General features: G+C 69.7%; 11 protein-coding genes. 7 read left to right on the top strand and 4 right to left on the bottom strand.

Annotated elements, in window-relative coordinates:
• Positions 1 to 249: 249 nt before the first annotated feature.
• A complete protein-coding gene (locus EJK91_RS21695; protein WP_164517903.1) occupies positions 250 to 5,229 on the top strand; it encodes a PE family protein in 4,980 nt (1,659 codons plus the stop codon).
• 84 nt (positions 5,230 to 5,313) lie between these two features.
• Here the strand turns inward: EJK91_RS21695 and EJK91_RS06600 are convergent, their stop codons facing one another.
• Positions 5,314 to 6,162 carry a class I SAM-dependent methyltransferase gene (locus EJK91_RS06600; protein ID WP_125078564.1) on the bottom strand — a complete coding sequence of 283 codons (849 nt, stop codon included), beginning with the start codon at positions 6,160 to 6,162 and terminating at the stop codon, positions 5,314 to 5,316.
• Positions 6,163 to 6,555: 393 nt separating this feature from the next.
• On the opposite strand from EJK91_RS06600, the gene secY reads away from it, so the two are divergent.
• Genes secY through map form a run of 3 tightly spaced genes read left to right on the top strand, consistent with a single transcriptional unit; the run spans position 6,556 to position 9,238 of the window.
• Positions 6,556 to 7,887, top strand: a complete 1,332-nt coding sequence (gene secY, locus EJK91_RS06595; protein WP_024440327.1) for a preprotein translocase subunit SecY — start codon at positions 6,556 to 6,558, stop codon at positions 7,885 to 7,887.
• Positions 7,884 to 8,435 carry an adenylate kinase gene (locus EJK91_RS06590; protein ID WP_024440326.1) on the top strand — a complete coding sequence of 184 codons (552 nt, stop codon included), beginning with the start codon at positions 7,884 to 7,886 and terminating at the stop codon, positions 8,433 to 8,435. The genes secY and EJK91_RS06590 overlap by 4 nt, the downstream gene beginning before the upstream one ends.
• Complete coding sequence (gene map / locus EJK91_RS06585; protein ID WP_024440325.1) at positions 8,435 to 9,238, top strand: type I methionyl aminopeptidase; 804 nt, start codon at positions 8,435 to 8,437, stop codon at positions 9,236 to 9,238. The genes EJK91_RS06590 and map overlap by 1 nt, the downstream gene beginning before the upstream one ends.
• A gap of 135 nt (positions 9,239 to 9,373) precedes the next feature.
• On the opposite strand, the gene EJK91_RS06580 is transcribed toward map, so the two are convergent.
• On the bottom strand, positions 9,374 to 10,453 hold the full coding sequence (locus EJK91_RS06580) for a type III polyketide synthase (RefSeq protein WP_046302049.1): 1,080 nt from the start codon (positions 10,451 to 10,453) through the stop codon (positions 9,374 to 9,376).
• 122 nt (positions 10,454 to 10,575) lie between these two features.
• Between EJK91_RS06580 and EJK91_RS06575 the strand changes: the two genes are divergently transcribed.
• Entirely contained in the window at positions 10,576 to 11,085 is a 510-nt protein-coding gene (locus tag EJK91_RS06575) for a MarR family winged helix-turn-helix transcriptional regulator (protein WP_024440323.1), read from the top strand.
• A 17-nt stretch (positions 11,086 to 11,102) separates the two neighbouring features.
• Here EJK91_RS06575 and EJK91_RS06570 read toward each other — a convergent pair whose 3' ends face one another.
• Together EJK91_RS06570 and EJK91_RS06565 are read right to left on the bottom strand one after the other, a co-directional pair.
• Positions 11,103 to 12,311: a GAF domain-containing sensor histidine kinase gene (locus EJK91_RS06570; RefSeq protein ID WP_036456954.1), complete on the bottom strand. Its 1,209-nt coding sequence runs from the start codon at positions 12,309 to 12,311 to the stop codon at positions 11,103 to 11,105.
• A 44-nt stretch (positions 12,312 to 12,355) separates the two neighbouring features.
• A complete protein-coding gene (locus tag EJK91_RS06565) occupies positions 12,356 to 13,006 on the bottom strand; it encodes a response regulator (protein WP_024440321.1) in 651 nt (216 codons plus the stop codon).
• A 252-nt stretch (positions 13,007 to 13,258) separates the two neighbouring features.
• Between EJK91_RS06565 and EJK91_RS06560 the strand changes: the two genes are divergently transcribed.
• The gene (locus tag EJK91_RS06560) at positions 13,259 to 13,792 is read left to right on the top strand and encodes an HAD family hydrolase (protein WP_024440320.1); all 534 of its coding nucleotides are present in this window, start codon (positions 13,259 to 13,261) and stop codon (positions 13,790 to 13,792) included.
• A 71-nt stretch (positions 13,793 to 13,863) separates the two neighbouring features.
• Positions 13,864 to 14,520: a L,D-transpeptidase family protein gene (locus EJK91_RS06555; protein ID WP_024440319.1), complete on the top strand. Its 657-nt coding sequence runs from the start codon at positions 13,864 to 13,866 to the stop codon at positions 14,518 to 14,520.
• The last annotated feature ends 117 nt before the right edge of the window (positions 14,521 to 14,637 follow it).

Here is a 14,637-nt window from a genome sequence, read left to right as displayed (position 1 = left end):
ATGCGTGACGGTGGTCACAGCCTTCTGTAAATCGTGATATCGCCCATATGGCGCACCTCTCAATTTCGGCTAATTCTCAGGTCAATCATGGTTTATCGCAGCGCGAGGCTCTGGGACTACCTAATTTTCAATTCTTCGGTGACGTCAAATTCGGCTAGCTTGCAGCGCGAGTGATTCGTAACGGTTCGCGGATTTCATGCTGAACCGGCGATTAATTAGGCAATGAATTCAGAAATTGGGAGATTCGGCATGAAACAGAGTCGTGACCGTCGGCAAAGTGCCCGTGGCTTCGCTGGGCGGGTGGCCGGCGCCGGAAGCGCAGTCGGCGCATTCCTGGCCTTCGGGGTGAGCCCGGTCGCAACCGCTCCGTCCGCCAGCGCAGACTTCGACGACCTGTTCTCGCAGCCCATCCTGGAGATGTTCGACTCGTGGTCCGCGGGCTCGGACCTGTGGCTCACCGGGTCGTCGGCCGACGTCCTGGACGGCCTGGACGCGGGTGCCGCGTTCGACTCCAGCATTTTCGCCTTCGACCCGACACAGCCGTTGGGCCCCTGGCTGGCGGAGATGGACCATGTGCTCTACACGGGCTTCCAGAACTACGTCTACCTACCGCTGTACGCCATCAGCCAAGACCTGATGGGCTACGCCGAACCGCTGCTCAACCTCGTCAACCAGCCCTTCGTCGACCTGTTCGGCCGGGTGCTGATCGGTAACGGCATCGACGGCTTCGACGGTGTCAACGACTCGCTGCTGGGCAGCTCGGGACTCTTCGGCAACCTCGGCGACGGTGGCTTCCTGTTCGGCGACGGCGGCGCCGGGGTGGCCGGTGACGCCATCAATGCCGACGGTGGGATCGGCGGAGCGGCCGGACTGATCGGCAACGGCGGCGCCGGTGGCGCCGGACTCGCTGGTATTGCCGGTGGCGACGCCGGTAACGGTGGTGACGGCGGTGCCGGTGGCTGGCTGCTGGGCAACGGAGGCCTGGGCGGTGCCGGCGGTGTCGGTGGAATCGGCGGTGGCGCAGGTGGTTTCGGTGGAACCGGCGGCGCGGCCATCTTCATCGGCAACGGCGGGGCCGGTGGTGCCGGTGGCGCCGGAGGTTTCGGGGGCGACGGTGCCGACGGAGCCACGTTCGGCGCGAGCGGTGATCACGGCGGCTTCGGCGGCATCGGCGGCAACGGTGGTGCCGGCGGCCGCGCGGGCTTGCTGTTCGGTGCCGCGGGCAACGGCGGCAATGGTGGTGTCGGCGGCGACGGCGGCGCCGGCGGTGATGGTCAGAACGGCCTGCATGGCACCAACGCCGGTGGCGCCGGCGTCAGCAGCGGCCTGCCCGGACAAGACGGCATGGACGCCGGTAACGGTGGCAACGGCGGCAACGGAGGCGCCGGTGGAAACGCGGGCAAGGGCGGCGCGGGCGGATTCCTCGGCATCCACCCGGCTGGTGCGTCCGGTGTGGCCGGGGCCGGCGGCAGCGCCGGTGACGCCGGCAATGCCGGCAATGGCGGCAACGGCGGCAACGGCGGTAACGACGGAACGGGCCTGTCCGCCGGCGACGGCGGTAACGGTGGCGCCGGCGGTGACCGTGGCATCGTCGGCATCGCGGGCCTCGGTGGTCTGAACAGCGACGGCACCCGCGCCGCCTCCGGCGCGGACGGTGCGGTGGCCATCAGTGGTGGCAACGGCGGTCACGGTGGTAACGGCGGCAACGGCGGCGTGCTCGCCGACGGCCAGGGTCAGAACGGTGGTGCTGCCGGAAACGGTGGCGCCGCAGGCCGGATCGGCGACGGCGGTAACGGCGGTAACGGCGGTCATGGCGGCGACAGCGCCGCCGGTGCCGACGGCGCCAACCCCGGCGACGCCGGTGTGGACGGCAAGGTCGGCGGTTACGGCGGCAACGGTGGACACGGTGGCGCCGGTGGACGCGATGCCGGGAACTCTGGCAATGGCGGCAACGGTGGCAACGGCGCGGATGGCGGCGACGGCGGAGCCGGTGCCAACGGCGCGGACGGGATCCTTCCGGGCCAGGACGGCCAGGATGGTGGTCGCGGCGGCAGTGGCGGTGACGGTGGCGCCGGCGGTAACGGTGGCAACGCGGGAGTCGTCTACAACGGCGTGGTCGGGCTCAACGGCAACGGCGGCGACGCCGGTAACGGCGGCAACGCCAACACCCCCGGCAACGGTGGCAACGGCGCGGCCGGCAACGCCGAAAACCCCAACGGCGGCAAGGGCGGCAACGGTGGTGACCCCGGTACGGCGGGCGTCGCCGGAGTCGCCGGCGTGCACGGCACCGGCGGCAACCCGGCCAGCGGTGTCAACGGTCTCGACGGCGTGGCCGGGACCGGAGTGACTGGCATTCACGGCAACGGCGGCAACGGCGGCGCGGGCTATGACGCCTCCGCTGACCCGAACGCCGTTCCGGGTGCCGACGGCGGGGCCGGCGGTGCCGGCGGCCACGGTGGTCTGATCGGCAATGGCGGCAACGGTGCAGCCGGCGGTAGCGGTGCGCTGGGCGCAGTCGGTACTGACGGCGACGTGCCCGGCGCAGCCGGCGGTGCCGGCGGTGCCGGCGGCCACGGTGGTGCCGGTGGCGCCGGCGGCAACGGCGGTGCGCTTGCTGGTAACGCCGGCGACGGAGGCGACGGCGGCAACGGCGCAACGGGCGGCAGCGGCGGTACCGGTCAGGACGGAGCGACCGGGGTGGCCGGCGTCGACGACGGCGCGGGCGGTAACGCCGGCGATGGCGGCAACGGTGGCGTGGGCGGCAATGGCGGCGTGGGCGGCAATGCCGGCACCGCGGCCAACGGCGACGGTGGCAGCAACGGTGACGGTGGGAACGCCGGTGACGGTGGGAACGCCGGGAACGCCGGCAACGGCGGAACCGGTGCCGCCGGTGACGCCGACAACCCCGACGGCGGTAAGGGCGGCGACGGCGGCAACCGCGGACAGGCCGGCCTGGGCGGCACCGGCGCCGGAGCCGGCGCCGGTGGCAGCGGCGGTACCGCCGGAACTGACGGCGCAGTCGGCGCGGACGCCACCGCAGGAGGCAACGGCGGTAACGGCGGTCGAGGATTCGACGCGACCGCACCGGGAAGCAACGGCGGTAACGGTGGTGGCGGCGGTAACGCCGGGGCCATCGGCATCGGTGGTGACGGCGGCGCCGGCGGTACGGGTGCCAACGGCCTGGCGGGTGTGACCGACGGCAACGGCAACGGCACCCTCGGCGGCGATGGCGGCCAGGGTGGTAACGGTGGCGCCGGTGGCGCAGGGGGCACCACCTCCGGTGACGCCGGAAACGGCGGTGTCGGCGGGGCCGGGGGCGTCGGCGGTATCGGCGGAAGCGGCGCCAMCGGCACCGCTGGTATCGACGCCACCCTGTCGGGCGGCAACGGTACGGACGGCGGCGACGCCGGCAACGGCGGTATCGGCGGCACGGGTGGTAGTGGCGGCAACGGCGGTGTCGGCGGCACTGCCACCGACGGCAAGGATGGCAACGCCGGCGACGGCGGAGTCGGTGGTGCGGGCGGAAACGCCGGCAGCGCCGGTAACGGCGGTGCCGGTGGCGCCGGCCTAGGCGGTGGTGCCGGTGCGGCGGCCGGCAACGGTGGCGACGGTGGCGACGGCGGCGTGCGTGGTACGGCCGGGGCCGGCGGCCAGGGCGGAACCAGCGGCGACGGAGCCACCCAGGCGGACAACGGTTCCACCGGTGCCAATGCGACCGGCGGCGACGGTGGCGCCGGCGGCAAGGGCGGTACGGCGACCAACGCGAACCAGACCGGCGGCGACGGCGGCAAGGGCGGTAACGCCGGTCCCGATGGCCGGGGTGGTAACGGCGGTGCGGGCGGCAACGGCTTCAACGGCGCCAACGGCACCAACTCCACGGACTCGAGCGTCGACGGCACCAACGGCGGCAACGGCACCGCCGGCGGTAACGGCGGTGCGGGCGGTCTGGGCGGCACCAACTCCGGCGTCGGGGGCAACGGTGGAACCGGCGGTGCTGGTGGCAACGGCGGCAACGGCGGCCACGGCAGCAACGGCACCACCGGGGGCAATGGCACCACCGCGAACCCGGACGGCTCCGCCGGCGGCGACGCCAGCAGCGGCGGCAACGGTGGCAACGGCGCCAGTGGCGGCAACGGTGGCGCGGCCGGTACCGGGGCCAGCGGCAGCGGCAGCGCCGGTGCTGGCGGCAAGGGCGGCAACGCCGGTAACGCCGGTAACGCCGGCAACGGCGGCAACGGCGGCGACGGGATCGCCACCAACACCACCGGATCGGGCGCGCACGGCGGCCACGGCGGCAACGGTGGTGACGGCGGCGACCGTGGCACAGCAGGAACCGCCGGCACGGGCGGCACCGGCGGTGACGGGAGCCAAGCCGCGAACGGCAAGGCCGGATCGACCGGCACCGGCGGTAACGGCGGCAACGGTGGCAAGGGTGCCGATGCGACCAGCACTGGCCAGTACGGCGGCAACGGCGGCAAGGGCGGCAACGCCGGCGCCGACGGAAACGGCGGTAACGGTGGCGACGCCGGTAAGGGCGCCAATGCCCCGACCGGCCCCGGCACGACCGGGGGGACCGGGTCGGCCGGCACCGACGGCGATCAGTCCGGCAACCCCAACGGCGGCACTGGCGGCACCGGCGGCAATGGCACCGGAATCGGCGGCAAGGGCGGAAACGGCGGCAGCGGTGGTACCGGCGCCGACGCCGGTAGCGCGCCTGGCGAGTCGGCAGGTGCCGGTGGCACCGGTGGTACCGGCGGCAACGGGTCCAACGGCGCCGACGGTGGCTACGGCGGTAAGGGCGGCGACGGCGGCCTCGGCGGCAGCAACTCCGGCAACGGCGGCGACGGCGGCAAGGGTGGCGCCGGCGGTAACGGCAGCAGGGGCGGCGACGGTGGCGCCGGTGGTGCCGGCGCGAGCGGCGGTAACGGCAGCGCGACGAACCCCAACGGTGGCGCCGGCGGTAACGGCGGCAGCGGCGGAAACGGCGGCAGCGGCGGAAACGCGGCCGGCGGCAACCTCGGCGGTAAAGGCGGTGCGGCCAACAACCCCAACGGCACCGCGGGCCAAGACGGTGGCAACGGCGCCGATGGCACTCCGGGTGGCCCCGGCGCCGCCGGGCCTGGTGGCCCCGCCGGCGGTGGCGGTTCGGCTGCCGGCGGCGGCACCGCCGGCCCGCCCGGGCAGCCCGGCGAGGGCGGCAAGGGCGGCGGGGTCATCCCCCCGAGCTGATAGCGCGGCCACCGCGCAACACGACGATGGCCGCCGGTCCTTCGAGACCGGCGGCCATCGTCGTTGTAAGTGGCGAAATTCCGCTTAGAGCCGGATCGCCTCGATCGCAACCGAGTTGCGCAGCCGGGCCACTATGTCACCGTCGGGAAAGGTGCGGCCGTAGTCGGCGAACACGGTCTCTCGGCCGCGTTCGCGCACCTGCCATCCGCGCTCGGTCAGGTATGCCCCGACCGGGTTTCGCTCGCCGGAGTACACCAGGGTGGCGATGTCGAGATCCAGGCCCTGGTTGGCGAAGCGCTGACCCAGCGACTGGTTCGAGTCGCTCAGGGTGGCCGCGCCGTCGGGGTGGTACTCGGTGGCAATCCTGCTGCCCGGGGCGCTCAGCGCGGTGATGTGGTCGAACAGCCGGTCCTGCGCTTCCGGCGGCAGATAGATGAGCAGGCCCTCTGCGCTCCATGCGGTGGGCTTAGTCGGGTCAAAACCGCTCTCGCGCAATGCCGCCGGCCAGTCGTCGCGCAGGTCGACGGCCACGGCGTGGCGATCGGCGGTCGGCTGGGCTCCCAAGTCGGCCAGCGTGCGGGACTTGAACTCGATGACGTCCGGCTGGTCGATCTCATAGACCACGCTGCCGGCCGGCCAACCCAGCCGGTAGGCCCGCGAATCCAGTCCTGCGGCCAGGATGACCGACTGCCGGATGCCGGCGTCCGCGGCCTGGCCGAAGAAGTCGTCGAAGAACCGGGTGCGTACCGCCATCACGGCGGTCATCGGGCCGGCGGCGGTCTTGGCCTCGGCGGCCACCGCCGGGTCCAGGGCGCCGTCGACCATTTTGGTGAAGAAGTCGATGCCCACCGCACGTACCAGCGGCGCCGCGAACGGGTCGGAGATGAGCGGTTCGGCTTCGGCGGTGGCCAGGGCTCGGGCGGCGGCGACCATGGTGGCGGTGGCGCCCACGCTGGAGGCCAGGTCCCAGGTGTCTCCAGGAAGTCGGCCGGTACTTGCCACGGTGCATACTCCTATCTCTCTAGCGCCTATCTAGCTCTGCCGGTCGGGCGCCGCCGGAAGTTAGTTAGCGTATTTAACGAGTCGTCGACGACTCTACGCCGCTACGCTGATCACGCGCTGGGAGTGCCGCCAACGCCCGCCCGGCCTGCGGTGCGCAGCTGTTACTCTCGTAGACTGCTGACGCGCATAAGACACGCGTGGCCTCGTCGTGATCGGCTGGCCCGTGGACGCGAAAACGCAGGACTAACCCAGGACTAACCGGGGCTGGGACACAACAGCCCATTGAACGCCGCGACCGGACCTCGGCTGCGCAGGAGGAGAAGAGTGTTCTCGGCTTTCATCTCATCACTGCGGACGGTCGACCTGAGGCGCAAGATCTTGTTCGCGCTGGGCATCATCGTGGTGTACCGCTTGGGAGCCGCGATCCCGTCGCCCGGCGTCGACTACCAGAACGTGCAGCAGTGCATCAAGGAAGTCAGTGGTGGCGATGCCGCGCAGGTGTACTCACTGATCAACCTGTTCTCCGGCGGCGCGCTGCTGCAGCTGACGGTGTTCGCGATCGGCGTGATGCCCTACATCACCGCCAGCATCATCGTGCAGCTGCTCACCGTGGTGATCCCGCGCTTCGAGGAACTGCGTAAAGAAGGCCAGTCCGGCCAGAACAAGATGACGCAGTACACCCGCTACCTGACGGTTGCGCTGGCTATTCTGCAGGCCACCAGCATCGTGGCGCTGGCCGCCAACGGCGGCCTGCTGCAGACCTGCAGCCTGCGGCACGACATCATCGCCGACCACAGCATCTTCACCCTGATGGTGATCGTGCTGGTGATGACCTCCGGCGCGGTCCTGGTGATGTGGCTCGGAGAGCTCATCACCGAGCGCGGCATCGGCAACGGCATGTCGCTGCTGATCTTCGTCGGTATCGCCGCCCGCATTCCGATCGAGGGCAAGACCATCCTCGACTCCCGCGGCGCCGTGGTGTTCACCATGGTCTGCCTGGCGGCACTGATCATCGTCGTCGGCGTGGTCTTCGTGGAGCAGGGCCAGCGTCGTATCCCGGTGCAGTACGCCAAGCGCATGGTCGGCCGGCGCATGTACGGCGGCACCTCGACGTACCTGCCGCTGAAGGTCAACCAGGCTGGCGTTATCCCGGTCATCTTCGCCTCGTCGCTGATCTACATTCCGCAGCTGATCACCCAGTTGGTCCACAGTGGCGGCAGCGGCCCCGGCAACAGCTGGTGGGACAAGTTCGTCAGCACCTACCTGTCCGACCCGTCCAACTTCGTCTACATCGGGCTGTACTTCGGTTTGATCATCTTCTTCACGTACTTCTACGTGTCGATCACGTTCAACCCGGACGAGCGGGCCGACGAGATGAAGAAGTTCGGTGGCTTCATCCCGGGCATCCGCCCGGGACGCCCGACCGCGGACTACCTGCGCTATGTGCTCAGCCGGATCACGCTGCCCGGCTCGATCTACCTCGGCGTGATCTCGGTGCTGCCGAACCTGTTCCTGAACATGGGCAGCTCGGGCACCGTTCAGAACCTGCCCTTCGGCGGCACCGCGGTGCTGATCATGATCGGCGTGGGTCTGGACACGGTGAAGCAGATCGAGAGTCAGCTCATGCAGCGCAACTACGAAGGGTTCCTCAAGTGAGAGTCGTACTGCTGGGACCGCCGGGAGCAGGCAAGGGCACCCAGGCGGTGAAGCTCTCGGAGAAGCTGGGCGTCCCACAGATCTCCACCGGTGACCTGTTCCGGCACAACATCGCCGAGGGCACCGCGCTGGGCAAGCAGGCCAAGCAGTACCTCGATGCGGGCGACCTGGTTCCGCCGGAGCTGACCAACGCGCTGGTCGAAGATCGGCTGGACCAGCCCGACGCCGCCAACGGCTTCATCCTGGACGGCTATCCCCGTTCGGTGGAGCAGGCGGAGGCATTGCACGCCATGCTGGAAAACCGTCAGACCAAGCTGGATGCGGTCCTGGAGTTCCGGGTCACCGAGAGCGAACTGCTCAAGCGGCTCAAGGAACGCGGTCGCGCCGACGACACCGCTGAGGTCATCCACAATCGGATGATGGTCTACCGCGAGGAGACCACGCCGTTGTTGGACTACTACCAGGACGAGCACGACCTGCATGTCGTGGATGCGCTCGGCACGCTCGATGAGGTGTTCACCCGCGCCCTGAACGCCCTGGGACAGTAGTGATCGGGTGGGCGAAGCGGCGCAAAGCGGTGCCGCATCGCAGCCCGGGTGAGCTCGACGCGATGGCTGCGGCCGGCGCCGTCGTCGCCGCTGCCCTGGCCGCAGTCCGCGAAGCGGCGGCCGTCGGCGTCTCGACCCTGCAACTGGACGAGATCGCCGAATCGGTGATCCGGGACGCGGGCGCCACGCCGTCGTTCCTGGGCTACCACGGCTTCCCGGCGTCGATCTGCAGCTCGGTCAACGACCGGGTGGTGCACGGCATCCCGACGGCGGCCGAGGTGCTGGTGGCCGGGGATCTGGTGTCCATCGACTGTGGTGCGATCCTGGACGGCTGGCACGGCGATGCCGCAGTGACCTTCGGGATCGGGACGCTGAGCGCCGCCGACGAAAACCTGTCTGCGGCGACCCGGCAGGCGATGGAGGCCGGCATCGCGGCGATGGTGGTCGGCAACCGACTCAGTGATGTGTCGCACGCTATCGAAATGGGCGCCCGGGCCGCGTCGACCGAGTTCAAGCGCTCGTTCGGCATCGTGGCCGGCTACGGCGGCCATGGTATCGGCCGCCAGATGCACATGGACCCATTCCTACCCAATGAGGGATCGCCGGGCCACGGACCGCTGCTGGTGGCGGGCTCGGTGCTGGCCATCGAGCCGATGCTCACCTTGGGCACCGATCAAACGGTGATCCTCGAAGACGAGTGGACCGTCGTCACCGCCGATGGGTCACGCGCCGCGCACTGGGAACACAGCGTCGCGGTGACCGAGGACGGGCCCAGAATTCTGACCAGCCCGGCCGCCGGCTGACCCCGGAACGAGAAAGAACCGAACTCCACGCTGAACCGTCTCACCACGGTGAGGGTGCGCGTCTGGAACGCTGCATCAGCCTCGCGCATCCTGGTGGGCCGGTCTTCGGGTGGCGGAATCAACCGATCGCGCGGGCTACCAGCCGAGCAGCACGAGTTCGGAGCAGAATCCCGGTCCCATCGCGACCATCAGTCCGAACGAGCCCGGCGGAGGCGGATCGGCCATGGTGGCCCGCAGCACGTCGAGCACCGAGGCTGATGACAGATTCCCGTTCTCGCGCAACGACGTTCGGGTTCGATCCAGCGCATCTGCAGGCAGGTCCAACACGTCCTGGACCGCCTCGATGACCTTCGGCCCACCGGGATGGCAGACGTAAGTCGACACGTCAGCGGAGGTCATGCCACAGTCGGCCAGGAAGTTGCGGACATCCTCGGCCAGATACTTCTCGACGACGGTGGCGACCTCGACGGACAGCTTGATCTGAAACCCGCTGGTGCCGATATCCCAGCCCATCACGTCCTGGGTGTCGGGGTAGAGCCTGCTGCGGGTGGCCAGTACCTTCGGCGCCTTCGGCCGGACCGGGCGCCGGTTCGCCCCGGTCGCGATCACGGCGGCCGCGCCGTCGCCGAACAGACTGGCGGCTACGAAATTGGCCATCGAACGGTCGTCGCGCTGGATGGTCAGCGAGCACAGTTCGACCGCGAGCAACGCGGCCACGTGGTCGGGGTAGGCGCGCAGGTAGTCGTGCATCCTGGCCACCCCGGCAGCACCTGCGACACAGCCCAAGCCGAACAACGGGATCCGCTTGACGTCGGGCCGCAGTCCAACCCTGGCCGCCAGCCTGGCCTCCAAAGTCGGTACGGCAAGCCCGGTTACCGTCGTCGACACCACCAGGTCGACGTCGGCCGGCTTGACCTTGGCGGCATCCAGGGCCGCCAGTAGCGCATGCTCACCGAGGTCGAGGGCGACATCGATGAAGGTGTTGTTGGCCTCGGTGAAACCGCTCAGCTCGGCATAGCGGGGCAACGGCAACGCCAGGTGCCGGGATGCGACGCCGCTGGCATCGAAGAACCGCCGAAACTCGGGACCGGCGATGTCGCCCAATGCCTGGGCCGATTCGTCTTGGCTGTATCGGTTCAGTGGGAATTCAACGGCTACCGCGGCAAGCGAAGGCGACGAGGGGGTCATGTCGGTGTCACGTAGCCGAGCACTCATCGGTTCAATTCCCCTACCGCGACGACTCTTCCGGCCCTGCCTCCGCGTGCAGCGACCGGCGCCATGATGTCAATTGCCGCACACCGAAGCGACCGCGCCACGCGGTGCGGTAAGAAAAGGGCGTGGCAGCTTCCAGTTCCTCCGGCGATGCCGACCCGATCGCGTTGGCCCGCGCCAACTGGGAGCGGGCCGGCTGGGGTGAGGTCGCCGACGGAATGGTCGCGGTGACATCGGTGATGCGCGCCCACCAGATCCTGCTGGCACGGGTGGAGGCGACGCTGCGGCCCTACGACTTGAGCTTCTCCCGATTCGAGCTGCTGCGGTTGCTGGCGTTCAGCCGTTCTGGCGAGTTGCCGATCACCAAGGCCTCCGACCGGCTGCAGGTCCACGTCACCAGCGTCACCCACGCGATCCGGCGGCTGGAGGCGGCCGGATTGGTCGAGCGGCTGCCGCACCCCACCGACGGGCGCACCACGCTGGTGTCGATCACCGACTTGGGCCGGGCCACGGTCGCCGACGCGACGGTCAGCCTGAACCGGGAGGTGTTCGCCGACGTCGGCATGTCGGAGGAGGAGTCGCGAACGCTGTCCTCGGCGATTGAGACGTTGCGGCGCAATGCCGGAGACTTCTAGGCCCCTGGCCGGCGGGTTCATGTGGACTCTCGCGCGGCGGGGGACGGGATCGGGATGGTGGCGGTGACGGCGGTGCCCGCCCCGGGCCGTGACCGGATATTGAGCCGGCCGCCGACCAGCTCGGCGCGCTCGGCCATCGACAGCACCCCGTAGCCGCCCATCTCGTCGCCGCCCACCGGGTGCTCGAAGGTGTCGAACCCCACCCCGTCGTCGATGATCTCCAGCCGCGCGGTGTCGGGGTCGGCGGTGATCGCGAATCCCAGCCGCACCGTCGTCGCGGCCGCGTGTTTGACCACGTTCTGCAGGCCTTCCTGCGCGATCCGGTACAGCGCCAGCTCGATGTGCTCGGGCAGCCGGGTCTCGGCCAGGTCCAGCTCGATGGTGAGCTGCGGGATCGACCGAGCCAGGCTGGCCAGGCCACCGGACAGGCCCAGATCGTCGAGCACCGGAGGCCGTAGCCCGCTGATCGCCACCCGGGTCTCCTGCAGGGTCAGCCCGGCGAGTTCACGAGCGGCCTCCAGTTGCGCCGACGCCTCATCCGGGTCATTGCCGACCGCGCGGGCGGCGGCGTCGAGCCGGTAAGACAGCGTCACCAGCCGCTGCGAGATGCCGTCGTGAATGTCGCCGGCCAACCGGCGCCGCTCGATCTCCTGGGCTTCGATCACCTGCTCTACGAAGAGCTCGTGGGCACGTTCGCGCGCCACCAGCTGCCGGTGCAGCCGGGCCTGGTGCATGGCGCCGGCGATGAGCCGGCCGATCACCCGAAGCAGCTCGACGTCACCGGGGGTGAACTCGCGGCGGGTCACGGTGTGCACGTTGAGCACACCCACCAGCCCGCCGGGATCGGTCTCCATCGGCACCGACACCATCGAGGTGAAGTCGCGCCCACGCAGCGACTCGATCGGCAGGTAGCGCGAGTCGGCCTCTTTGTTGTCGCTGATCACCACCGGCTCGCGATGCCGCGCCACCCAGCCCGACACCCCCGATCCCAGCGGCAGCCGGATCTTGCCCACTTCAGTGTCGAACGGCGGGGTCGCGCCGGTCAGGGTCAGCGAGCGCTCGGTGTCGTCGAGGACGTGCACGAAGCAGACGTCGGTTCCGGTGGCCGCGGTGATCATCCGGGCCGCTGCGGCGGCCAGCGGTTCCACGCCGGGGCCGCTGGAGGCGGCCTGGATCAGTTCCCGCAGCAGCGCCAGCTCGTGGTTCGCGTCTACAAAATCCCGCACCGCCGTGGTCTTGCGGGGGCGGGAACGCGGCCCGTTGCTGGAGCTCACCGGTAGATGCCTTCGCGCAGCGCGGTCGCCACGGCACCGGTCCGGTCGGACACCCCGAGCTTGCGGTAGATGGAGCGGAGATGGGATTTGACCGTCTCGTCGCCGATCACCAGCTTGGTGGCGATCCCGCGATTGGACAGCCCGCTGACCATGTAAGCCAGGATCTCACTTTCCCGCTGGGTGAGGCCCTGGCGGGCGCCGGGCCAGAATTCATCGCGTTGCAGCCGGGCGGCGGTGCCGGCCGCCCGCGCCGCCAGCCCCGGGTCGATCACTGTCTCGCCGCGGTGGGCCAACTCGATCTGATGCACCAGGTCGTCGCTGCTGATGCTCTTGAGCAGGTAGCCGGTCGCGCCGACGCGCAGCGCCTCGAACAGGTACTGCTCGTCGTCGTAGACCGACAGCATCACGACCTTGCGTTCCGGGTCGCGTTCCCGCAGCGCCAGACACAGGTCCAGGCCGCTCTCACCGCGCATCCGTACGTCGCACAGCACGATGTCGGGGTCGGTCTCGGCGATCACGGCCATGGCCTGCTCGGCATTGATCGCCTGGCCGACCACTTCGATCCGATCGGCGAACGCGGTGAGCATGGCCCGCAGGCCCTCGATCACCATTTCGTGGTCGTCGACGAGGACCAGGCGCACGGGCATAGCAAGACAATAGGGCCCTGCGGCGGTTCAGCGAGGCTCGATGGAGTCGGCCCGTAGGGGTGGCGGAGGCGAGGTGAAGCTGGGACCGCCGAATCAGCCCGGCGGTTCAGCGAGGCTCGATGGAGTCGGCCCGTAGGGGTGGCGGAGGCGAGGTGAAGCTGGGACCGCCGAATCAGGCCCCCGGTGATTACCCCACCCAGATCCCCCCAATGGGGGAGGACACCGAGGCTCGCGTCCGGCACGGTGTCTGTTATGCAGATCACAACTGAACTCGCGACATGGACCGGTCCGGGCCGCCCGTTCTGGTGGGACCAGGCGCACCCGGATGCCGAGGTGTACCCCCTGCAAGCGGTGATCTTCGATCTAGACGCGCTCGCCGACGCCGACGGCGAACCCCGCTCGGGCCTGGTGGACCTGGTGTTGAGCCTGTTCGCGACGGGTCTGTGGATCGCGGTGGTGGGCGCCGGCCCGCGTGCCTGGGTGCAGGAGCGGGTGCGGGAGCTGATCGGTGACGGCATGGCCGAGACGGTGGTGAGCGCCGACGACCTGACCGGCCCCGCCGGGGACGCCGAGCTCTACCGGCTGGCGCTGTGGGAGCTTGGCATTGTGGCCGGGGAGGCGCTGGTGATCGCCGGCTATGAGTCTGGGGCCCGCACCGCGGCCGCCATCGGCCTGCCGGCCATCTATGCGGGTTCCAGCCATTACGACGGCCTGCTGGCCAACGGTTGCCGGGAGTTGCAGGCGCAGCGGGTGGTTGCCCGATTCAGCTGCCGCGAAGCAGGCTGATCTCGGCGCTGGACACGCCGCGCCGCAATCATTGTTTGACGCTGACGCCTCCGGTCGCTGACCATGGTGCGGTGCGTCCACTGGTAGTTCTGCTGTGCGCCGCGTTGTGCGCGATGGGGGTGACCGTGGCGACCGCGCCGCTGGCCGCAGCGGTCGTCGAACCCTGGTTCGGCAATGCGGTCGGCAACGCCACACAGGTGGTTTCGGTTGTCGGAGTGGGTCATTCGACTGCAAAGATCGATGTCTATCAGCGGACTCCGGTGGGCTGGGAGGCGGTCGCGGCAGGGATTCCGGCACATGTCGGTTCGGCGGGCATCACGCCAGGGACCAAAGAAGGCGAGCCGTCGACCCCGATGGGGTTTTACACGCTCGATTCGGCGTTCGGCACCGCGCCGAATCCCGGCGGAGGCCTGCCGTATGTGCAGGTCGGATCCGACCACTGGTGGGACAGCGACTCCAACAGCCCGACCTACAACACCATGCAGGTCTGCAAAAAAGCCCAGTGCCCGTTCAGCACGGCGGCCAGCGAGAACCTCAACATCCCGCAGTACCGGCACGCGGTGGTCATCGGCGTCAACAAATCCCGCACGCCCGGCGACGGCTCCGCCTACTTCTTTCACACCACCGACGGGGGACCGACGGCGGGCTGCGTGGCCATCGATGACGCCACGCTGGTGAAGATCATCGGTTGGCTACGGCCGGGCGCGGTGATGGCGATCGCGAAGTAGGCAGCAAGTCAGTTGGTGGTTGGTGGTGCTTGGGGTTGGAAGGGTTGGTACCACCACCAGTGGGCGCGTTCRCCGGTGGGTCCGGGGCAGGGTGTGACGGTGGGTGCGGGGGTGCGG

It is taken from the genome of Mycobacterium sp. P7213 (genome assembly GCF_900604305.1).
In the GTDB taxonomy this organism is placed as follows: Bacteria; Actinomycetota; Actinomycetes; order Mycobacteriales; family Mycobacteriaceae; genus Mycobacterium.
This window is presented reverse-complemented; position numbering and strand designations above follow the sequence as displayed.